Origin of the sequence: Halopelagius fulvigenes (assembly GCF_042662625.1) — an archaeon.
In the GTDB taxonomy this organism is placed as follows: domain Archaea; phylum Halobacteriota; class Halobacteria; order Halobacteriales; family Haloferacaceae; genus Halopelagius; species Halopelagius fulvigenes.
In genome coordinates this window covers 363,292-383,669 of record NZ_JBHSXH010000015.1, presented here as the reverse complement: position 1 = coordinate 383,669, position 20,378 = coordinate 363,292, and the positions used below count along the sequence as shown (strand labels likewise).

General features: G+C 62.6%; 32 protein-coding genes. All 32 read left to right on the top strand.

The window, feature by feature from the left end; all coding sequences use genetic code 11:
* The first annotated feature begins 15 nt into the window (after nt 1-15).
* The 32 genes from ACFQEV_RS11930 (at nt 16) to ACFQEV_RS11775 (ending at nt 20,377) form a co-directional block, all read left to right on the top strand.
* A complete protein-coding gene (locus ACFQEV_RS11930) occupies nt 16-369 on the top strand; it encodes a hypothetical protein (RefSeq protein ID WP_379696163.1) in 354 nt (117 codons plus the stop codon).
* A 29-nt stretch (nt 370-398) separates the two neighbouring features.
* Entirely contained in the window at nt 399-560 is a 162-nt protein-coding gene (locus ACFQEV_RS11925; RefSeq protein ID WP_379696162.1) for a hypothetical protein, read from the top strand.
* Nucleotides 561-563: 3 nt separating this feature from the next.
* The gene (locus ACFQEV_RS11920; RefSeq protein ID WP_379696160.1) at nt 564-752 is read left to right on the top strand and encodes a hypothetical protein; all 189 of its coding nucleotides are present in this window, start codon (nt 564-566) and stop codon (nt 750-752) included.
* Nucleotides 745-960 (top strand): hypothetical protein, encoded by a 216-nt coding sequence (locus tag ACFQEV_RS11915; protein WP_379696158.1) that lies wholly within the window; start codon nt 745-747, stop codon nt 958-960. The genes ACFQEV_RS11920 and ACFQEV_RS11915 overlap by 8 nt, the downstream gene beginning before the upstream one ends.
* Before the next feature lie 4 nt (nt 961-964).
* Nucleotides 965-1,198: a hypothetical protein gene (locus ACFQEV_RS11910; protein ID WP_379696156.1), complete on the top strand. Its 234-nt coding sequence runs from the start codon at nt 965-967 to the stop codon at nt 1,196-1,198.
* Complete coding sequence (locus ACFQEV_RS11905; RefSeq protein ID WP_379696154.1) at nt 1,195-1,416, top strand: hypothetical protein; 222 nt, start codon at nt 1,195-1,197, stop codon at nt 1,414-1,416. The genes ACFQEV_RS11910 and ACFQEV_RS11905 overlap by 4 nt, the downstream gene beginning before the upstream one ends.
* A 27-nt stretch (nt 1,417-1,443) precedes the next feature.
* Nucleotides 1,444-1,662, top strand: coding sequence for a hypothetical protein (locus ACFQEV_RS11900; protein WP_379696152.1), 219 nt, complete (start codon nt 1,444-1,446; stop codon nt 1,660-1,662).
* Between the two features lie 124 nt (nt 1,663-1,786).
* Nucleotides 1,787-2,422, top strand: coding sequence for an HNH endonuclease (locus ACFQEV_RS11895; RefSeq protein WP_379696150.1), 636 nt, complete (start codon nt 1,787-1,789; stop codon nt 2,420-2,422).
* A gap of 84 nt (nt 2,423-2,506) precedes the next feature.
* Nucleotides 2,507-3,187 carry a hypothetical protein gene (locus tag ACFQEV_RS11890; protein WP_379696148.1) on the top strand — a complete coding sequence of 227 codons (681 nt, stop codon included), beginning with the start codon at nt 2,507-2,509 and terminating at the stop codon, nt 3,185-3,187.
* On the top strand, nt 3,184-4,740 hold the full coding sequence (locus ACFQEV_RS11885) for a phage terminase large subunit family protein (protein ID WP_379696146.1): 1,557 nt from the start codon (nt 3,184-3,186) through the stop codon (nt 4,738-4,740). Before ACFQEV_RS11890 ends, ACFQEV_RS11885 begins: the two co-directional genes overlap by 4 nt.
* A 7-nt stretch (nt 4,741-4,747) precedes the next feature.
* Nucleotides 4,748-6,220: a hypothetical protein gene (locus ACFQEV_RS11880; protein ID WP_379696144.1), complete on the top strand. Its 1,473-nt coding sequence runs from the start codon at nt 4,748-4,750 to the stop codon at nt 6,218-6,220.
* A 2-nt stretch (nt 6,221-6,222) separates the two neighbouring features.
* Complete coding sequence (locus ACFQEV_RS11875) at nt 6,223-7,026, top strand: minor capsid protein (protein WP_379696142.1); 804 nt, start codon at nt 6,223-6,225, stop codon at nt 7,024-7,026.
* 308 nt (nt 7,027-7,334) lie between these two features.
* Complete coding sequence (locus ACFQEV_RS11870) at nt 7,335-8,357, top strand: hypothetical protein (protein WP_379696140.1); 1,023 nt, start codon at nt 7,335-7,337, stop codon at nt 8,355-8,357.
* Between the two features lie 2 nt (nt 8,358-8,359).
* Nucleotides 8,360-8,746, top strand: coding sequence for a hypothetical protein (locus tag ACFQEV_RS11865; RefSeq protein WP_379696138.1), 387 nt, complete (start codon nt 8,360-8,362; stop codon nt 8,744-8,746).
* 30 nt (nt 8,747-8,776) lie between these two features.
* Nucleotides 8,777-9,616 carry a hypothetical protein gene (locus tag ACFQEV_RS11860; protein ID WP_379696136.1) on the top strand — a complete coding sequence of 280 codons (840 nt, stop codon included), beginning with the start codon at nt 8,777-8,779 and terminating at the stop codon, nt 9,614-9,616.
* Nucleotides 9,617-9,671: 55 nt separating this feature from the next.
* Complete coding sequence (locus ACFQEV_RS11855; RefSeq protein WP_379696134.1) at nt 9,672-10,031, top strand: hypothetical protein; 360 nt, start codon at nt 9,672-9,674, stop codon at nt 10,029-10,031.
* Between the two features lie 2 nt (nt 10,032-10,033).
* Nucleotides 10,034-10,180: a hypothetical protein gene (locus ACFQEV_RS11850; RefSeq protein WP_379696132.1), complete on the top strand. Its 147-nt coding sequence runs from the start codon at nt 10,034-10,036 to the stop codon at nt 10,178-10,180.
* Nucleotides 10,173-10,580 carry a hypothetical protein gene (locus tag ACFQEV_RS11845; protein ID WP_379696130.1) on the top strand — a complete coding sequence of 136 codons (408 nt, stop codon included), beginning with the start codon at nt 10,173-10,175 and terminating at the stop codon, nt 10,578-10,580. Before ACFQEV_RS11850 ends, ACFQEV_RS11845 begins: the two co-directional genes overlap by 8 nt.
* Nucleotides 10,581-10,583: 3 nt before the next feature.
* A complete protein-coding gene (locus ACFQEV_RS11840; protein ID WP_379696128.1) occupies nt 10,584-10,991 on the top strand; it encodes a hypothetical protein in 408 nt (135 codons plus the stop codon).
* Nucleotides 10,988-11,677: a BppU family phage baseplate upper protein gene (locus tag ACFQEV_RS11835; RefSeq protein WP_379696126.1), complete on the top strand. Its 690-nt coding sequence runs from the start codon at nt 10,988-10,990 to the stop codon at nt 11,675-11,677. The genes ACFQEV_RS11840 and ACFQEV_RS11835 overlap by 4 nt, the downstream gene beginning before the upstream one ends.
* Before the next feature lie 109 nt (nt 11,678-11,786).
* Nucleotides 11,787-11,975 carry a hypothetical protein gene (locus ACFQEV_RS11830; protein ID WP_379696124.1) on the top strand — a complete coding sequence of 63 codons (189 nt, stop codon included), beginning with the start codon at nt 11,787-11,789 and terminating at the stop codon, nt 11,973-11,975.
* Nucleotides 11,976-11,977: 2 nt separating this feature from the next.
* Complete coding sequence (locus ACFQEV_RS11825; RefSeq protein ID WP_379696122.1) at nt 11,978-12,136, top strand: hypothetical protein; 159 nt, start codon at nt 11,978-11,980, stop codon at nt 12,134-12,136.
* Complete coding sequence (locus tag ACFQEV_RS11820; RefSeq protein ID WP_379696120.1) at nt 12,133-12,306, top strand: hypothetical protein; 174 nt, start codon at nt 12,133-12,135, stop codon at nt 12,304-12,306. Before ACFQEV_RS11825 ends, ACFQEV_RS11820 begins: the two co-directional genes overlap by 4 nt.
* Before the next feature lie 41 nt (nt 12,307-12,347).
* A complete protein-coding gene (locus tag ACFQEV_RS11815) occupies nt 12,348-12,575 on the top strand; it encodes a hypothetical protein (RefSeq protein ID WP_379696118.1) in 228 nt (75 codons plus the stop codon).
* Nucleotides 12,576-12,588: 13 nt separating this feature from the next.
* Nucleotides 12,589-12,969, top strand: a complete 381-nt coding sequence (locus ACFQEV_RS11810) for a hypothetical protein (protein ID WP_379696116.1) — start codon at nt 12,589-12,591, stop codon at nt 12,967-12,969.
* A complete protein-coding gene (locus ACFQEV_RS11805; RefSeq protein WP_379696114.1) occupies nt 12,970-13,422 on the top strand; it encodes an HK97 gp10 family phage protein in 453 nt (150 codons plus the stop codon).
* Between the two features lie 3 nt (nt 13,423-13,425).
* Nucleotides 13,426-13,887, top strand: coding sequence for a hypothetical protein (locus ACFQEV_RS11800; RefSeq protein ID WP_379696112.1), 462 nt, complete (start codon nt 13,426-13,428; stop codon nt 13,885-13,887).
* 67 nt (nt 13,888-13,954) lie between these two features.
* Nucleotides 13,955-14,443 (top strand): hypothetical protein, encoded by a 489-nt coding sequence (locus ACFQEV_RS11795; protein ID WP_379696110.1) that lies wholly within the window; start codon nt 13,955-13,957, stop codon nt 14,441-14,443.
* Nucleotides 14,444-14,473: 30 nt separating this feature from the next.
* Nucleotides 14,474-15,013, top strand: a complete 540-nt coding sequence (locus ACFQEV_RS11790; protein WP_379696108.1) for a hypothetical protein — start codon at nt 14,474-14,476, stop codon at nt 15,011-15,013.
* Nucleotides 15,014-15,242: 229 nt separating this feature from the next.
* Complete coding sequence (locus tag ACFQEV_RS11785; protein ID WP_379696106.1) at nt 15,243-15,476, top strand: hypothetical protein; 234 nt, start codon at nt 15,243-15,245, stop codon at nt 15,474-15,476.
* Nucleotides 15,463-16,578 carry a homing endonuclease associated repeat-containing protein gene (locus ACFQEV_RS11780; protein ID WP_379696103.1) on the top strand — a complete coding sequence of 372 codons (1,116 nt, stop codon included), beginning with the start codon at nt 15,463-15,465 and terminating at the stop codon, nt 16,576-16,578. The genes ACFQEV_RS11785 and ACFQEV_RS11780 overlap by 14 nt, the downstream gene beginning before the upstream one ends.
* A 253-nt stretch (nt 16,579-16,831) precedes the next feature.
* A complete protein-coding gene (locus ACFQEV_RS11775) occupies nt 16,832-20,377 on the top strand; it encodes a hypothetical protein (protein ID WP_379696101.1) in 3,546 nt (1,181 codons plus the stop codon).
* Nucleotide 20,378 lies beyond the last annotated feature (1 nt).

Genomic DNA, 20,378 nt, shown 5'->3' with positions numbered 1-20,378 from the left:
TCATACATCAGACCAATGACGATCCCAGAAACCGAGTTTCACGACCTTGTCGGCGCATGGCTCCACGACCGATTCCCCTCTGACGCTATCCGAGACGAGCCGCGTCTCCACACCGGCCGTATCCCCGACTGGTTGGTCGTCTCGCCACTCGGCGCAGTCTTCGCGATCGAGGTAGAGAACACGGCCGACGACGTGATCGGCGGCGTCGGACAGGCGAGACTGTACGCGAGCCACTCCCCGCGGTACGTCCCGGTCGTCATCTTCCCGACGATGTCCGCGGAAGCCCGCGAGGAGATTCGCCTCCTCCGTCAGCATATGGTCGTCATCGAACTCGATCCCGAGACGCTCGCCGCCGAGTACGCCGAGTGACGACCTGACCACCCTTCGAGGACTCCCTCATGTCGACTACCAACGATCCCGATAGCTCCCCGTACCTCCGGCTGTACTGCCCGGAGTGCGAGACGTCCGTCCCCCGAACCGAGACCCGTCGCCAGTACGCCCACCGATGGCACGTCGGGTGCGGCGCAGAGGTTCGGACACCGACGCTCGGGGATCTGTGACCCATGAAAGACTACTACAAGGTCGCACTCGCGACCCTTGGTGTCCTGCTCATCCGTGCCGCTGGGTGGTTTCTCATCCTCGTCGCTATCGGGTGGCTCGGGTGGTTGGCGCTTGACGGCGTCGCAGTAGCGCAGGCGCTTCTCGTACTCTTTCTCGGACAGGGGATGGTGGGGGTCCCTCGCGATGACTGAACGCGACACCTTCTCCTCGCCCCCGTTGGATCACGTCGCCCTCGGCATCCTCCTCATGGCACTCGCGTCCGACGGCACGGAAACGGCCCTCTACGTCGTGGCGATGGCGCTCTTCGTCACCACACGAGTTGACCGCGTCGTTAAGTGGTATCTCACGACCCACGACCCGCTATTCGTCCGCCTCGGCATCGGCACGGACACGGAGTAACCAGATGACTGAACGCGACACCCTCACCAAAGTCCGCAGGTTCAACGAGTTGGGGCTATCAACCCTCACCTTCTGGTCCGTTTACGTCAACGCGGGACTCATGCTCTTGTTCGCCGCCCTGGGCGACACGTTCCTCGTCGCCCTCGCCGCCCCCTCCCTCGTCATTTCGCTCCTCGCCTGCGAGGAGGAACTTGCCACCGCCGACGACTACTATGAGCGGACTAAGGAGGTCCGATGACTGACCGGACGACGATCTCCATCGATGACCCGCTGTTCGAGCGCCTTTCGGCGGACAAGCCCGACGGCGTGTCCTGGACGGAGTACCTCGAAGCACTCGCCGACGGGGAAAACGTGCCACGGGAGCCTGAACGAACGAATGCACTCACTGCTGACGACGTCGGGATGCTCAAACGCGAAATCGCCGACGAGATCGAAGACCGCATGACGCGACGCTGAACGACTGCATTCACCCTTTCCATACCAATGAGCCAGATAGACCTACTCAAGGCCGACGTTGAAGCGCACGGAGAAGTACACGCGACTGTCGAAGAGGAGGACGCCGAAGTCGAGATCCGCCTCGGGACGGCGACGTTCCACGACGACGACGAAGTACTGACGCTGTCGAACAACCAGACCGACCTCCGCATCGGCTACGATCGGATTGTGAGTTGGTATTTACCCGTGGATTTCTACCACGGGTGACATTCCGGTGGGGCCACTACTAAGTGCGTTCGGGATGTAGAGGTTGCCAAGAAGCGCGGTATCGCCGTTTCAGGAAAACGGCCGGTGCTTGAGACACCGACCGCGCTTCGGGAGCAACCGAAGCATGCATCAAAAGACGCTGGACGAGTTTAGTAGTACCGAACACGTCTACCCGACGTGCGGAGAATCGGGTTTCAAGAACCGCCACGGAATGAAGATTCACCATGCCCGACTGCATGGTGAGAGTATCGCTGGGGAGACGGTTGAATGCGCTGAATGTGGAGACGAGGTAACCGTTACCCCTCGCCGGTTGGAACGGTCCGAGAATAACTTCTGCAGCCCGGAGTGCCACGACCGGTTCCAGTGGGATCGGGTAGAAGTGACCTGCGAGAACTGTGCGGTGAAGTTCGACAAGAAGAAGTTTTTCGCTGAACGGTGCGATCTTGACTTCTGTTCAATCGGTTGCCGCCGGGAGTTCTTCAAGCAGCGTGCGGAGGAGAACTCTGGTCGGCGTATCCATTACCACAAACCGTGGCCTGAGCGAAGAGAGGTGGCAAAGGAGCGCGACTTCTATCAATGCCGCCTCTGCCGGATGACTAACGAGGAACATAACGAGAGATTCGGGCAGGCGTTACACGTACACCACCGCACTCCTGCGCATATGGCCGAGTCTCCTCATGAATTACAAAATCTCATCACCGTCTGCCGACCGTGCCATCACAAACTGGAGAGTAGCAACCACACCCCCCAGAGTGCGTAACACCCCCGTCGAATTCTACCACGACGACGGCTGAACACAGACCGAACACACACTGAGAAAACAATCAATCCATGAGGGGTATCGATGAGTAACGACGAACCTGTTGACGGAAACTGCAACTACCACCCGACGCAGGACGGTGGCTACTGCGGTCAACGGGCCGGGATGGGGACTGACCATCTCGGCGAAGGATACTGCAAGTATCACGGCGGGGCGGCACCCGGCGGCGCTCGCGAAGGCGCTGGCGCTCCCGAGGAGAACACGAACTCAGTTTCTCACGGTGCGTACGCCGATCAATCGAACCTCTACTCGGAGAAGTTCACCGACCCCCAGCGCCAGATCGCCGACGACATTTATGAGGACTACCGCGAGCGCTACCTTGAGACGCACGGCGACATCCCGACCGGCCACGATCTCCGCCTGTTCAAACTCTCGGTAAACGCGGTGACTGAGCTCCGCGTCGAGAACTGGAGCACGCAGAAGCCCGACGACCTCGATTCGGGGACGGTGATGATCGATCGCGAAACGAGGATCAAAACCCACGAACACGGGACGGTCAAAGAAATCCGATACAAGAAGGCGCCGGCGTTGGCGGCGAAGAAGACGCTCTCAAACGAGAACCGCAAGTGGCTAAAAGACCTCGGGCTCCTCGACTCTCCCGAAGACCGGCAGGCCGACGCCCTGGAGGCGGGGCTTGACCTCACCCTCTCGACTGAAGAGAAGGACGAACTCGACCAGGCGTTCGACGTCGAGCCGCAGACATGAGCCAGACCGACCAGGTGACGCCGTCGGCCATCGCCGAGCGCAACCCGATCGCGCATCCGGGGGTCGCGTCGGTCCAACTGTTCGAGTACTCGCTGCCCCCGGGCGACCACCTCAAGGAGCTGTATAATGCGCTCTGGAAGGCGGTCGACGAGGACTACCCGCACGCCCCGAAGAAGGTTGCCCGTCTCCTCCCCCGGGGACACGGCAAAAGTGAAGGCGTCGGTGTCGTTTTCCCGGCGTGGGCGCTGCTCACCCACCCCGACATCCGGGTGGCGATCATCAGTAAAACTGCGAACATCGCCGCGGAACGGGCGGGGAAGGTCGTCGACGCCGTCGAGCACTGGGCGCCGCATTTCGGCATCGACATCGCCAACGCGGCGGGCCATCAACTCACGACGGCCGCGAACGATCACAAAGAGCCCTCGATCAGTGCGTACGGCCTTGAGAGCCAACTGACCGGGAAGCACTTCGACGTCATCATCTGGGACGACATCGTCGACTGGGAGAACCAGCGGACGAAGACCCAGCGCCGGAACGTCCGCGAGTACTTCCGCGACTACACGAAGAACCTCGGCGATCCCGACTCTGCCCTCAAAGGCGGTGCCGTCCAGGCGATGATCGGGACGCGCAAGCACCCCCGGGACCTCTACGCGACGGACATCCTGGAGTCGGCGACGTGGGACGCGAAGGTCTACAAGGCCATCCACGAGACGGACTGGCCGCTCGTCGACCAACGAGCCTGGTCAGTCCGCGGCGATGACGGCGAGGTGTACGACGACGTCTCGGACCTCCCCGCGGACGTCAACCTCGCGAACAACGGTGTCATCCCCGACGAGGAGATCCGCGTCCTCTGGCCGGAGCACAAACCGCCCGAATCGCTTCTGTACGACATCGTCGACGGCGACGATTCGCTCCCGATCTGGCGGCGGGAGAACCAACAGGACCCCCACGCCCTCAGCGGCGAGGTCTTTCGGAGCGAGTGGCTCACGTACGTCGACGAACTTCCGGCCCCCGAATCGTCGTACGAGTGGGTTGCCGGGATGGACCTCGGGCTCGTCGACGACCTCCAGCAGGCAGTCGAGAATGATACCGACTACACCACCCTGGCCGTGGTTGCGTGGGATACCACGACCGACCGCGGTTATCTGACCCACCTCGCTCGAAAGCGGGGGCTGTCGGTGAAGGGTGCCGCGGACTGGGCAGTGGAGCAGTTGCGCGACGTCAACGTCGATTCGATGCTTGTCGAGCAGAACGCCAACCGTGGCGTGTCCCAGCGCCTTCGCGACGACACGCCCATCCCGGCGAAGGGGACGACGTCGACCGGGAGCAAAGAGGAGCGCATTCACAACATGGCCGCGGAGTTCGAGAGTTCTGACCTCCGCATCATCGGAGATCCGGCGGCCGAAACGTGGCGCGACTTCGAGACCGATGAGTGGTTGCAGTTCCCCAGCGCGACGCACGACGACCGCCTCGACGCTATCGAAATCGCACTCCGGAACATCGATAAGAAGACCGTCCGCCGCCGGTCGCCCGCCTCTACTGGCAAACACTAATTCACACATGCGTAATCCACTGTCTACACTCGCCGACGCGCTCCGACATGAGGCACAGACGCCCGAGACCCGAACCGAGAACGGGACGGGATCGTTCACGGCAGGCAACGTCGACACTGTCTCGGCCCCGGAAGATCGCTACGACGACTGGCTGACCTACAAGACGACGCCGTTCATCAACGCCGGCCTCGGGCAGTACGCGGCCGACGTCGTCGAACCCGGCTGTCGGATGGTTGCCGACTCCGATGAAACGGAGGCGTTCTTCAACGGTGGGGATGACGCCCCTGACGGCACTCCCGATGGTGGCTTTCTCGAAAACGCGGGCATCATCGCCGGGCAGACCCACCAGGACTTCACGGCCGTCCTTCGACAGGCAGCCCTCCTCTACGTGGCCGCCGGCGACGTCCTCGCCGAGCACGTCAAAGGCGAAGACGGCGAGAAAATCACGGGGTTCATGTGCATCCCGCCCTGGTCGGTGACGCTCAAAACCCTCGATAAGCGTCCGATCCTCCTCTCGCCCGACGCCAGTGGTGACGAGATCATCCAGACCAAACGCGGGGAGGCGGCGGCGTATCTCCAGTATCACAAACGCTCCGTCCTCGGGCAGCGTGGCAAGTACGACGGTAAAGACGTTGTCCCGCTCAGTCAGAACGACGTGACGAAAATCGCCCGGGACCCCGACCCGGGCGAGTTGTGGGGGACGCCCGCGACGCACAGCGTCCGCGATCTCGTCCGCGGGCTCAAGCAGATCCTCAAGGACAACGAGAATGCCATCCAGACGAAGGCATACGGCATCTGGTCGCTGGCGTTCGAGACGGGCGTCGTCGAGGCGGGCGACGAGGTCATCGTCACCGAGTGGTCCGCAAACGAACAGTCGGAGTTTATCGAGGAGAAGATCGGCTCGGAGATGGGGCCGGGCGACATCATCGGCCACGACGGGACGGTCACCTTCGAGAAGTTCGAGGGGGAAATCGCCGACGGACTGCTGAACGTCATCAATCTCTACATCAAACTCATCGTCTCGGCGCTGCCGGTGCCGCTGTATGCGGTGGGTTTTGAAGAGAACATCAACCAGTTCGTCACCACCCAACAGGAACGGCGCTACGAGAAACGCGTCATCGACCTCCGCGAGGAACTCACCGACGGGTTCCTCCCGGCGATGAAGCGCGTGGCCGAACAGCGCGACCTCGATACCTCGGGGATGGATCTGGTCCTCGAACCCGACGATGACGACTCGCCGATCCGTTCGATGGACGCCGACGAACTGGAGGCCGCGGCCTCCTACGGCAAATTAATCGAGTTCGTCTTTGGTGACAAGGCATACCAGTACTTCGACCGCGAGTACCTGGCCGACTTGATAATGCAACTCCCCGGAGACGCACTCGACGAGGCGGCGTTCGAGGAGTCCGACACGTCTGAGGAGTCACCCCCGCCGGTTGAAGAGTTGCCTGACCTCGCACAACCGCCGGAGTCTGAGTAACGATGCCGACGCCGCCGACAAAGACGAAGACCGAACAGCAACAGTTCGCACAGAAGCTCCGCGGGGGATTCGCCTCTATCAACACGGTAATCCGTCGCGATGTCGGACGGCGTGACCGCCTCGGGCTCACCCCGACGGCGGCCGATGCACTCCGTGACATTGAGGACCTCCAAACGTACGCGTTCGCGACCGATTCCCGCAAACACGAGAAGTTCATGGCGTGGCTCCGGCGCCAGTTCGACCGCGGAGTCCTCGAACCCGTCCGTAACGATGCGGGCGAAATCCAGTATGTCCGATCCGCCTACGAGAAGGGCATTCGCCACGCCGACACATGGCTTCAACAGGCCGGCGCCAGCGTGCCGGCCGGGACGGTCGCAGACGCGTTCACCCGCTCGATCCATATCGAGACGGTCGAACAGCTGTACACTCGCACCTTCAACGAACTGGAGGGCATCACATCGGCGACGGGCCAGCAGATGTCTCGCGTCCTGTCGGATGCACTCACGCAGGGGTGGGGGGCGGAGAAGACGGCCCGTGAACTCACTGACCGCATCGATTCCTACGGGAAGGTCAACGCGACACGAACGGCGCGGACTGAAATCCCTCGGGCTCACAACGAAGCAGCAAAAACCCGATACCGAGAGGCAGACGTCGAGCGCGTCAAAATTCTCGGGCATGATCCTTGCGAGGATTGTCAGGAGTTCGTTGGGAATGTCTACCCCATCGACGACATCCCGCACGGGGGGCCACCATTCCACCCACAATGCCAGGGGACTGTCATCCCCGTCCTTGACGACGACTCCTGACCGATTCGGAGACTAACTCCTCCAACCTAACTATGACCGACGCCCAGCACGACACTCCAGCGACTGGTATCGCCGTCCTCGCGGACGAATCAACCGACGACTTGCCTTTGGTGGTCAGGGGGGTGGCGTTAGGGGAGGGGGATGTTACTCACGGCGCCTCGCAAACGCGCGTCCACTGGCCGCGAGAGACACTCGAACAGGCGACTGAGGCGTTGATCGGGCGGAAGCTCGTCGACGACTCGGCGCACGATATCCCCGAAGATGGGGATTTTCCGACTGAGCCACCGACGCGCTCGATCGTCGGGGAGGTGACTGACGCACGATACAAGCCGGGCGTCGGTGTCCTCTACGAGGGCGAGGTTGACGACCCAGAGATCGCCGACCTCGTCCGGAACGGCCGCGTCGACGTCTCGCCGTTCGTCATTCGCCGCCTCGGCGAGCGTGACGAGCAGCGCGACGCGTTGCAGGCCGAGGAAATCCTCCACTGGCGCGACCTCGCGGTCGTCTCCAACGGCGCGTCGGAGGGCGCGAGTATCGAACCCGCACCCTCGGCCGCGGAGGCCATGTCGAACACGGCACTCGCCGATGCCCTCGGCGCGGCGTTCGAGGACGGCGGTGCCGAGGGCGACGAGGGTGACGACGGCGGCGCACAGCCCGACGACGAATCGGCGGAATCCGACGCGACTCCTGACGACCCGGCGGGCGATGATGCCGACACGACACCCACTGGCGACGATCCCGGTGACGGCGCGAGCACGCTGGGACCTGACGATCCGACACCATCTATGGACCTGACTGATTCTGAAGAGGACCTCGTTCGCACGGCCCGCACGCTTGACGACCCGAGCGTCGTGGAGGCCGACGTCGAGGCACTCGCCGACGAAATGGAAACGTACGACGACCCGCATGTCGTCGAAGCCGAAGACTACGACGCCCTCGCCGAGCGCGTCGAAACCGTGCGCTCGGTACTGGCCGACGCCCTCGCCGAGCGCACCGGTATGCAGACGTCGACCGCCGAAGCCCTCTCGCTCGACAACCTGATGGCCGAGTTCGAGACCGACGACGGCGAGTTCGACGCCGAGGCACTCGTCCAGTCGCCCGAGACGGGCAGCACGGACGACGACCCGGCCGACCCCAACGGTGGGGACGTCGGCGCCGATGACGGCGTGGACGCCCTCTCGGAGGACGAACGCGAGGAGATCCGCTCGAAGCTCGCCCGCGCCGACACGCTCAACGGCGTCAACTCCAGTTACGCGGAGTCGCTCCGCGAGGAGGCGGCCGAGGCGGCGGGCGTTGACAGCTACGACGACATCGACATGGAGGCTCTCTAACAATGGCAAAGAACCCCGGACAGGCGCTCAACGCGGGCGTCATCACGGTTACGCTGACTGGCGACGGTACCGCTTCGGATGGTGACGCTGTCGCCATGAGTGCTGGCAAGGTCACGCAAGCAGACGGGACCAACGACCCGCACGTCATCGGCGTTCTGGCACAGGAACAAGGTAGCAAGACTGACACCGAGAAGGTCTCTGTTCACATCGCCGGCCCCGTCGTCGCCAACGTGGCGTCCGGGACGGCCGCCGGCACACAACTCGGTTCCTCCGCAACGGAGGGGCAGTTCGGCAGTGGCACGCAGGCCATCTCGACGCTGACGCCCGAGGGCGACGCCGGCGATTACGGCGGCACGATGCCGACCGGCTACGCGGCGGTCAACCTGTAACGACGCGGTAACACTCTCTCCACTTACAACATGCCTACGAACGTTAACTACAGCGGCGTCCCGACTGAGACGGACATGCGAAACGTCCTCCTCCCTGAACCGGAGGAGATGTTCCAGTTCCGGAACGCCTATCAAGTCGACTCTGAAGCACCGAACCGCGACGGCGACTCCGTCGAGTACCCTGCCATCAGCGAGGACTTCGACGGCGAGATGGTCGAAGTTGAGCAGGGCTCGGACTACCCCCGCGCCGACATGAACTACGACGGCGTCCGCGCCGCGTGGACTGACTACGGGTTCGAAGTTGTCATCCACGACAACGACATCCAGGACTCCACCGTCAACGTGACGCTGGCGACCCAGATGCGGATGTCCGAGGAGGAACAGCGCCGCCTCGACGGCATCGCCTACTCCGTCCTCAACGCCAACCGCAACAGCACCACCATCGGGACTGACGGAACCGACTTCAACTACAACGCCGCCGTCAGCGCCTACACGACGCTCGTCGATGCGGGCTACAACCCCGACCGCTTCGTCTGGTTCCTCTCGCCCGACGCGTGGGGCGACTGGATCACCACGAACGAGTTCGCCTCGTCTACAGAGACGTTCGCGGACGAACTGCGCGGCGCTGGCCCGAGCGTCACCGAGATCATGGGCCGCCCCGCCCTCCTGACGAACACGGGAGACCTCGGCGCCGACGAAGCGATGCTCGTCGACACGGGCGTTTACGGGTGGGAATCGCCCCGGTCGAGCTTCGACATCACCCGCTACCGCGAAGACTCGAAGAAGCAGTGGGTCTACCAGGTCAGCGGCCGTATCGACTGGGTCCCGACCGAACCCGACGCGGCCCTGAAGGTTCAGGGCGGCGTCTAAACGGGACTGACCCATGGGCTTTGAACTGCGCTGTGCACTCGACGGTTGGGGCGCCGTGGTTGACCCTCGCGACGAGGAGACGACGGTCCAACTCGACACTGACAGCGCGAACCGCTTCAGCGTCGAGGATGAAGACCTCGCCCGCGCGCTCGTCGCCGCCTACGATGCGATTTCGTGGGCCAACGGCCCGCCGGAAGCGTCCGACTCCGAGAGTGCCGATGATGACGACGCTGCAGACGACGCTGAGACGGAGGACTTCGACGCCGAGGCCTTCATCGATGATGCGTGGCAGTCGGTCGTCTCCGCGATCGAGGACGGAAACGTCGACGCTCATCTCGACGCCGTCGAGGACGCCGAAGAATCGCGGGAGTCCCCGCGGGACTCCGTCCTCAAAGCCGTCGAGGGGCGGAGGTGAACATGCCCGACATCGACGAACTGTACGCGACCGTCGAAGTCGATTCGAGCGCGTTCCGCGACGCCGTCCAGGAGGCCAAAGCCGCCCTGCAACGCGTCGAGTACGAGAAGCAGGCGCTCATCCATCGCGCGGAGGTGAACGATGAGTGACCGCACTCACACCTACCGCTTCGAGGGGCCGAGTATGCGACTCCGAATGCCCGCGCACGACATCGTTGTCACACGGGGGAACGAGTTCGACGTCGACCCGGATGCGACGGTCACGCTTCCGGCCCCGGAGGGCGCCCCCGACGACGCCGAGTCGGAGACGGTCACGCTCCCCGAGTTCCTCACTGAGCACACTGATGCCGAGTTCGAGCGCGTTCGCGGCCCGTACGACATCCTCAACGGGACGGTTCCAGAGCTCGAAGAGGCACTCGACGCGGGCGAGTTCGACGGGCGGTTAGACGCGCTCCAACACGCCGAGCGAGAAGGCGAGGACCGGACGACCGCACACGAAGCGATCGAGGACCGGCGCGACGAGCTCGCTGACGACTCGGCCGAGGAGTGACGGATGCCGAAACAGTATGCCTCTCGCGCGGCTCTTGAGCGTGAACTGGACTACTCGCCGCTGGATTTCGGCATTGAGTCCGAAACCGACTGGAACGACCTTCTCGACGAGTCGCTACAAACCGCGACGGAGCGCGTTGACGGGTGGACCACCAGCGAGCATACGTGGACCGACGCCGACGACGCGCCGTACACGATCTCGGAGGCCGTCATCCGTCTCGCTCGGGCACGCATCCTCCGCATCCACGAGGACGGCATCGCGAGCGAGGATCTCGTGAGTGGCGCGGGCTACGACTACCGCTCGCCGAAGGAGTTACACGCCGATATCAAAGGCGACCTCCGCGACATGGGGTATCGCCGCCTCGGCGGTGGGTCGCGGCACATCACTTCAACCAACTTTAGCGACTCATGACAGCAACCGCACACACTCGGAAACCGAGTGACGACCACAGCAAGTTCAGCTACACGCTCCGCGACAGAAATGGGGACCCGATCGACGTCTCCAGCGCGACGAGCGTTGACCTCTACGTCGATGCCGAAGACGGGACGGCCGTCGTCAACGGCGCCGCGGCCACCCTCGAAGACGCCGCCAACGGGAAGGTCAGCTACGTGTTCGGGTCGGCCGAACTCGACGCCGTCGGCACCTACTACGCCGAGTTCGTCATTAACCGCGGGACAGGAACGTCGTACGAACCCGTCCCGCAGGACCGCAACCTCCGAATCGAGGTACGCGAGGACGTCCAGACCGGTTCCCCGACCGTCAACGGGGCGCCGTTCCATACCCGCAAGCCCGGAGACGATCACACGAAGTTCCAGACAACGCTTCGGAACCGCGCCGGATACGCGATCGATCTCTCGACAGTATCGGGCGTCTCCGTGTGGGCCGACGCGCCCGATGGGACGGCGGAACTGTCGGGCGTCGCCGCCACGCTTGACGATGCCCCCAACGGCGTCGTCAGCTATACGCCGGCGTCTGGCGAGTTCAACACGCCGGGCGTCTACCCCATCGAATTCGTGATCACGTACGGCGACGGGTCGACGTACCCCCTCCCGCACGGGGAGAATCTCAAACTCGTGGTTACCGAGGACGTGAAATGATGAGTGACGAATTCATCATTACCGCCGACCACACCCGAGTACGCATCGGTGGCGCGCTCTACGAGATAGAGACGGACGTTCACACGACGCTCTCTGGAGGTGAGCAACGATGAGTAACGACCCCAAACCGGGCGATCACGCTCGGCGAGCAGGGCGGCTCATCGACTACCTCTCTGACGGCGAGGGAGTTCACACGCTTCGGGATGGTGGGATAGTCGACATCGAAGACCGCGGCGAGGACACGACGATGGTGACCGTCACCGTGGCCGTCGAAGACCTCCCCGAGGACGAGGAGTAACGATGTGCGACGAGGGGTCCCTGCTCGGCGCACTCGTTAACTGGGTCGTCATCCTCATCCCGGTCGTCGGGCATAAGTATCTGGGGTGGCCGTTCCAGTCCGTCGTTCTGGTTCTCCTCGCCGTCGTCGCCTTCCAGATGCTACGGGAGTGTCCCTCATGAGCGACCAGACTGAGGCAGAGGGGGAGAGTACACTTCGCAACCTCGTCGACGCTATCGTCGTACTCGCCCCGTTCATCGCGTACGAGTACTTCGGAACGTCGTTCGAGTCCGCTGTCCTCGCCCTCCTCGCGATGATCGCCTTCCAGATGCTGAGGGAGCCTCCTACATGAGTCATCGAAACGTTCGAATGGCAGCGTCCCCTGATGCCAACATGGACGAGACACAACTTCCGGCGGTTGACGGCGTGGATCTCGGCGAACTTCTCACAGCGTGGCTCGAATCGCAGGGCCTTGACCTCGAAGACTCTGAAGAAGCCTTCGAGTACGTCTGCCCCACCGAAGTAACGCTCACCCGCGAAGGACACGACACGGTCACGTTCGACGCCAGCGGGACCGTTCTCGAACTGAGCGCAGACTACGAGATCGAACGCGAATCATGAGGCACACTCGATCATGAGCCACCGCCAGCGCGACGCCCACCGACTCGCCGTCGAACGGCAAGAACCGACGGGCGGCACCGACGACCTCGGCCAACCCACCGAACAGTGGGTCGAGCAGTTCCGCCTCAACTGTATGGCCGCGTCGCCGGCCGAGGCGGGCAACCTCGGGCGGACGAACGCTGGCGAGGTTGTCGACGCGGCGCTCACCCTCTGGTCGCCGCGTGCGAAAGCGGGCGAGATCCAGACGGGGGACCGCGTCCGCGTCTGGCCGAAACATGCCGGCGAGTCGGCCGCGGACCTCTACAAGATCGTCGGCGAGCGCCTCCACTACGCCCGAAAAGCAACGCCTGAGATGTACGTCTTCGACGCCGAACGCTACTCGGAGGCCGTCTAAATGAGTGTCTCAGTCGATGTCGAGTGGGACACGACGCCTGAAGAGTTGTCCCGGTCGCTCCAGAAGTTCCTCGACATCCTCATGGACGAGGTTGAGCGGGCGGTCGGAGATATCGCCCTCCTCATCGAGCGTGAGGCGAAGAAACGCGCCCCGGTCGACACGGGGACGCTTCGGGCCTCCATCGGACACGTCGTCAATGCGATCGGTGAGGGGTACTTCGAGGCGATCATCGGGACGAACGTCGAGTACGCGCCTGCCGTTGAGTTCGGCCGTGGTCCCGTGACCGCCGACGGGAAGGCACTCAAGTTCACCGTTGACGGGGAGACGATCTTCCGGAAGAGTGTCGGGCCAGCAAAAGCGCAACCCTTCTTAGGTCCCGCTTTACACGCGGCGGAGGGCGAGATAAACGACCGCCTCCAGGCGGCCGTCAGTCGGGCAAAACGGAGGGCCTAACAGATGGCAGCAGTCGAAGGCAGAATTGGGTACCTCCTCGAAGCGATCATCAAAACGCTTCAGACGCATCCGCCGCTCGTCGACGGCTATCTCGACGGCGACCCGGCGCGTATCATCGACAATCCCTCGAAGACGGGCATCCCGGACGGTGAGGTGTTCGTCTCTGTCGGGCTCGCCGACAAGAACGAACGCCCCGAGGGGAAGGTCGGCAACCGCCTCCGGGCCGGCTTTCAGGTGACGGTCGTGATGTCGCAACCCTACTGGGAGAAAAACGGCCGTCTCCACATCTACAACATCGGCGACACCGTCGCCGACGCGTTGGACGGAGGTATCGCCCCGGGCGTGACGCCGATCGGGGGTAACAACGGCCCGGGTGAGCTTCAGTTCGGCGGCGAGGATGCAGACGACCTTGTCGGCAAGGTCACCCTCCCGCAACGCTTCCGGTTCCAGACGCGCGGCGTCTGACCTCTTTTCGCGCATCGTTCGCTGACCGACTCCGCAGTCCCGCAGTTCCGCAGACGTAGACACATCCATGCCAGCTAACAATTCCAATCTCAAGAACGTGCTTTCGGGCGCGTTCATCGAAATCGCAGTCGTTTCGGATATCGGCCAGACGTCCGAGACAGAGAGTATCGTCGGCTTCACGATGGGTGAGACCACCATCTCGTCCGAAGACACCACCACCGAGTTCCAGCTCCACGAAAGCCGCTGGGGCCAGCGGTTCAACGAGCACGAAGCGGTGGGCCTCGAATTCGTCACCGCGCTCGCCGCGGGGATGCCCCAGCTCCAAACGCTGGGCATCGTCGACTCCAACGGGCAGCCGCTCGCCCGGCAGGAACTCGACATCCGGCTCCACGTCTACAACGACGAGCCGGCCATGGCCGGAGCGCCTCAGCAGACGTTCGAGTTCTATCGGTGCGAAATCAACTTCGACGAGATGGCCCTCCCGCAGGACGGCTCCGAGATCACGTTCCAGGTCGACGCGAACGGCGGTTACCACATCGGGTCCACGTCGCCCTAACACCGCACTCTCACTTTTTAATACATCAGCATGACTGACACCAACGACAACATCCGAACGGACGGCGGCGCACAGGTCGACAACTCTCCCGAGATCGGGCCGGACTACGACAATCCCGAGACGGCCCAGAAGGCCCGGGAGATGGCACAAGAGAAGCTCGACGAGAAGAAGGCCGAGGCGAAAAAGAACCAGTCGATCAAGCAGCAGCTCGAACAGGCGGCCGACGAAGAGACGATCTTCGTCCCTGTCTTCGAGGACAAGGACCTCGAGGTCGAATTCTCGACGCTCTCGACGAACGAAGCGACGCGGTTGATGGCTATCAGCGAGGAGTTCGAGGCGATCGACGAGGGAGAGGTTGACGCCGAGAACGAGGGCGAAATTCGCGACAGGTTCCGGGAGATGGTTTCCGACATCTCCGAGATCCTCGGCGACAAGGCGGTCGACGAGTCGCTGTCGGACCCTGACTGGTGGTCCGATACGCTGTCGCTCATGCGACTCATCACGGTCGCGCAGGGACTGATCGCGGAGGACGACTCGCTGTCCGCCGAGGACATCGACGACTTTCGCTGAAAGCAAGCGCGGAATCTGGTACTTCGAACTCCTCCTCGTCATGGGCATGACGCCCGGTGAGTGGGGCCAACTCCATCCCGCGGAGCAGCGGTTCCTGGAGACGGCCGCCAGCAACTATCGCGATAAGATCGGCTTGACGCTCACTGGTCAGCCAATTAACAACGGCTGAGTCCTATACTATGCATTAGTGCAAATTTCTTAGTTGCAGTAGTGCATAGTCAGTCTTGTAATGGCTCAGACTGCAGAGTCGGGCATGGGACGCTACCGTGCACTCATGACCGACACCGATCGCGACTACATCACCGGCAACGGAGAGCCGTCTGATTCTCAGCGGGATCAGTCGGTGTACCGCGTCCGGAAGCGGATCACTGAGGAACTCCCGCAGGACATCGATGTTCTGCGTGAACACCGTCCCGACCTCCTCGACGAGCTCCGCGAGGTGGTGTGTGATGGCGACGACTGAAGACAGCGCCGACGGCATCGAGTGTCCGACGTGCGGGCGCGACGACTTCGTCAGCGAGTGCGGTTTGAACTACCACCAGACCCGCGTCCATCAGTCCGACAAGAAAGAGGAGATGATCGAGTCCCTTCGAGAGGTCGCTGAACGGTTGGGACGCACGCCCAAGGTGAAGGATGCGAAGGACGGCGAACTCGTCGCCTCGTATCCGACCTACAACAAACACTTTGGGTCGTGGGGCGAGGCGCTCGAAGAAGCTGGCTTCGCCCCAAATAAGGAGAGGGACATCAGCGAGGGGGCGCTCCTTGACGAACTGGAACGGCTCACGTCAGAACTCGGTCGGGTTCCCTCCATTGCCCATATGCGGCAGCACGGGAAGTACTCTCCACCGACCTACATAGACCGGTTCGGGTCGTGGAATGACGCTCTCGAAGCGTCGGGACTGGACCCTAACCACCGCGTCAACATCCCCACCGACGAGCTTCTTGCAGAGCTCCGCCGGCTTAGAGAAGAACTCGGACGGCGTCTCAGCCACCGGGATATGATCGAGCACGGGGAGTTCAGCCACGGGATCTACACCCGCAGATTTGGCTCATGGGATGAGGCCCTTGAGGCCGCGGGGCTTGAGAGGTACAATAACGGGAAGCAGACACGGACCGAACTCGCTCGTGAACTCCGGCAGTTCTACAATGAGCTTGGGCGTGTCCCACTTCCAAAAGACCTCAAACGCGAAGGACCGCACGCATGGAGCGTGTACTATCGGATGTTCGGCCCGTGGCCCGACGTTCTCGCCGCGATAGGCCTTGAACTACCCGACAGTGACTCAGAGTCACTTGGATATGGGCCGAATTGGCAGACCCGTCGTGAGAGGGTACTCGCCCGCGATGACCACACCTGTCAAGCATGCGGCCTCGACAGCGAGAAGTCGCGTGACAGGTACGGCAAGGGGTTGAACGTTCACCATATCACCCCGCGAAACAAGTTCGTTGAAGACGGCGAACTCAACCACGAACAAGCGAACCGGATGGAGAATCTGGTGACGCTCTGCATCTCCTGCCACCGTACGTGGGAGGGCATCCCGCTGCGCCCGACCCTCGCCGTCAACTAACCGACATCGGCGGGTAGCGTCCCGCCCTGTTGCTGTTCTCAGACCACGTAGCGTCTGGATTAGACCGTCCCGAGTAGCACCGCGCCCGCAACCGACTGAGGACACTGCCGATAGTGTCCCAAAAATGTAATTCAGGTCAAAAATCATGCCTTTCGAGAAATTGTCAGTTTCTTTAAGCCTTGATTCCTCCGGTTTCTCTAAAGGAATCAAGCGCGCCGAGTCCTCTGCGAATAACCTCTCCTCGTCGGCCGCGTTGATCCGGAAAGCGGCCGGGAGTGCGGCGAAGGGGCTCTCGAAACTCGGGAACGAGGCCGCCACGAGTGCGGCACAAGCCGCGACGATGAGCGCGGGGTTGAAGCGCGCCTCGGGTGCGATGACCGGCGTCGCGGCGAAGTCGCAACTTGCGAAGGGGCGCGTCAACGCCGTCGGCGACGAGCTGACGCAGGCAGGCGTCAAGGGCGCGGCCGCGGCGGGCGGTGTGTCGGCCTACTCGGGAGCGGCATCCCTCGCCGCCGGGGCTTCGGCCGCGCTTTCGTCGGCACTGTCGGCCTCGCTCATCCCGGCGATCATCACGCTTTCGACAGTCCTTGCTCCGATGGCCGTCGTCATCGGTGGCGTCGCCGCCGCGGCCGCCTCACTCGGCGCCGTCTTCGGCGGACTGGCGCTGACGGGCGTCGTGACGCACATGGAGGAGTTGAAGGCGGCGTTCAAGACCGCGAAGAAGGAGATCACAGCGCTCATACAACCGTTGGGTGAGGTGTTCGGCCCGCTCCTCGTCCAGGCCGTTCGCGCACTCCCACAGTTGGTCGCGAACATCCTCGCGGTCATCGGCCCGGTGGGGCAGTTCCGGGATGCGATGGTGCAGCTCGGCCAGATCGCGATGCAGGTCATCCCGCAGATCGTCAAGGCGATCGTCGGCCTCGCGAACCAGGCGCTGCCGGTGTTCATGGATCTGGTGAAGATGCTCACCACCTCGGCGGGGCCGGCGTTTCAGTCGCTTCAGCAGGTCGTCGCGAAGACCTACCCCGTCTTCAAGGAGTTCGCGGCCTCGATCGCCAGTCTCCTCCCGTTCATCATGGAGCTGGGGACGTTCATCGCGACGAATCTCATCCCCCCGCTGACACAGCTCATCAACTTCGTCGCGACGAACGCCCCGAAGGCGTTCCAGGCGTTCAAGGACGCGGTAACGCAGCTCCAACCGACGATCAACGAACTCCTCGCCCGGGCGAAGGGCCTGTTGCCGCCGATCAAGGAACTCATCAATTACGTCGTCTCGAACGCGCCGCAGGCGTTCGCGGCATTCCAGCAGGCGGTGACCGAGTTGAAGCCGGAGCTGCTGGCGCTGATCGATGCGGTCAAGGGGTTCCTGCCGACGCTCGTCAAGTTCGCGAAGTGGGTCGGGAACAACGTCGTCCCCGTCTTGGGGGAGATGGCAAACATCGTCGCCGAGGTGCTCATCCCCGCGATCACCGCGGCGATCACCATCGTCGACCGCATCCTCGAAGCGTTCCTCAGCCTCTCCTCGGAACTCCAGCTCGCGATCTCGATCATCGGCGCCGTCGCGGCAGCCTTCGTCATGCTGTCGAACCCGATCACGGCAACCATCGCCGTCGTGACCGCCCTGCTCGCCGCGTGGCGGACGAACTTCCTCGGGATTCGGGACATCACGAAGAACGTCATCGACTCGGTCACCCAGTTCCTCACCGGCCTCGCCGCAAGCGCGCAGCAACTCGGGAAGCAGATCGTCACCACTCTCCTCACGCAGTGGCGGTCGCTCAAAGCGGGGGCGACCGCGACGTGGAACGCGATCAAGACCGCGGTGCTAAACGCCCTCAATGGGCTTCTCTCGACGGTTAAGAACGTCTGGAACCAGATCAAGACGGTCATCCAGACTGTTCTTGCCACGATGAAGACGGCGATCATCAACGACTGGAATCTCATCAAGACCACCATCGCGACCGTCCTCGCGACGATCCAAACCACCGTCCAAACGGTCTGGAACGCGATCCTCACGACGATCACGACGATCGTCACGCAGATCAAAACCACCGCGACGCAAGTCTGGACGGCGATACAGACGGCGATCCAAACCGCGCTTACCACCATCAAAACGGTCGTTGCGACGGCGTGGAACGCGATTCTGACGACAATCCAGACGGTTCTGACGACGATCCAAACCACCGTCCAAACGGTCTGGAATGCCATCCTCACGACGATCACGACGATCGTCACGCAGATTCAGACCACCGCGACGCAGGTGTGGACGACGATCCAGACGGTGATCCAGACGGCTCTCACCGCGATCCAAAACGTTGTCACGACGGCGTGGAACGCGATCCTCACGACAATCCGGACCGTCCTCACGACGATACAGACGACGGTTCAGACGGTCTGGAACACGATCCTCACGACGATCACGACGATCGTCACGCAGATTCAGACGACGGCGACGCAGGTGTGGACCCAGATCCAGACGACGATTCAGACGACACTCACCGCGATCCAAAACGTCGTCACGACGGCGTGGAACGCGATCCTCACGACAATCCAGACGGTCCTGACGACGATCCAAACCACGGTCCAAACTGTCTGGACGGCGATTCAGACGACGATCCAAACGGTCGTCACTGCGATCCAAACCACCGTTCAGACGGTGTGGACTCAGATCCAAACGACGATCCAGACGATCCTCACGACGATCCAAACGACGGTCCAAACCGTTTGGACCCAGATCCAGACGACGATTCAGACGATCCTCACGGCGATACAGACGACCGTCCAAACCATCTGGACGACGATCCAAACGACGATCCAGACGATTCTCACGACGATACAGACGACCGTCCAAACGATCTGGACGTCGATCCAGACAACGATCCAGACGATCCTCACGACGATCCAAACCACGGTCCAAACGGTCTGGAATCAGATTCTGACGACGGTCCAGACGATCCTGAATCAGATCCTCACGACGACGACCGACGTCTGGAATCAGATTCTGACCACTATCACGGATATCCTCAACCAGATTCTCACGACGGCGACTGACATCTGGAATCAGATTCTGACGACGATCACCGACGTTCTGAATCAGATTCTGACGACCGCGACGGATATCTGGAACCAGATTCTGACGACGATCACGGACGTTCTCAACCAGATTCTCACGACGGCGACGGACATCTGGAATCAGATTCTGTCGCTCATCACGGACGTCCTCAACCAGATCCTCTCGACGGTCACGGACATCTTCGGCCAGGTCCGTTCGACGACCGAGTCCGAGTTCAACGCCGCCAAAGATGCGGCCGTCTCGGCGGTGCAGGGGATGTACGACCAGATCACGGGGATCTTAGACAGACTCGTTGGTGCGTTCCGCTCGAAGCTCTCGACTGTCTCCGGCATCGCCGGCGACATCGTCTCGACTGCCAAGGATGCGGCCTCCTCGGCGGCAGACGCCCTCTCGTCGGCCCGGGACGCCGCGGGCGACGCCGCGAGTGCGGCCGCCGACGCAGCCTCTGCCGGCGGTGGGAACATCCCCTCGTTCCACTCCGGCGGTTACGTCCGGTCCGAGGGACTGGCGCTCGTCGATAGTGGCGAGCGCGTCCTCACCCCCGCCGAGACAAAGGCGTACGAGCGCACCGGCGGTGGTGGTGGGGGTGGCCAGCCGATCGACGCCCGCACGATCATCGATAAGATCGAAGTCGGCGGCGGCGAGGACGCCGTCGCTGAACTCCGCCGGATGCTCGACGCCCGTGATCGCAAGCAGGAGCGGAAACTCAGACGTCTCGTCGACAACTAAC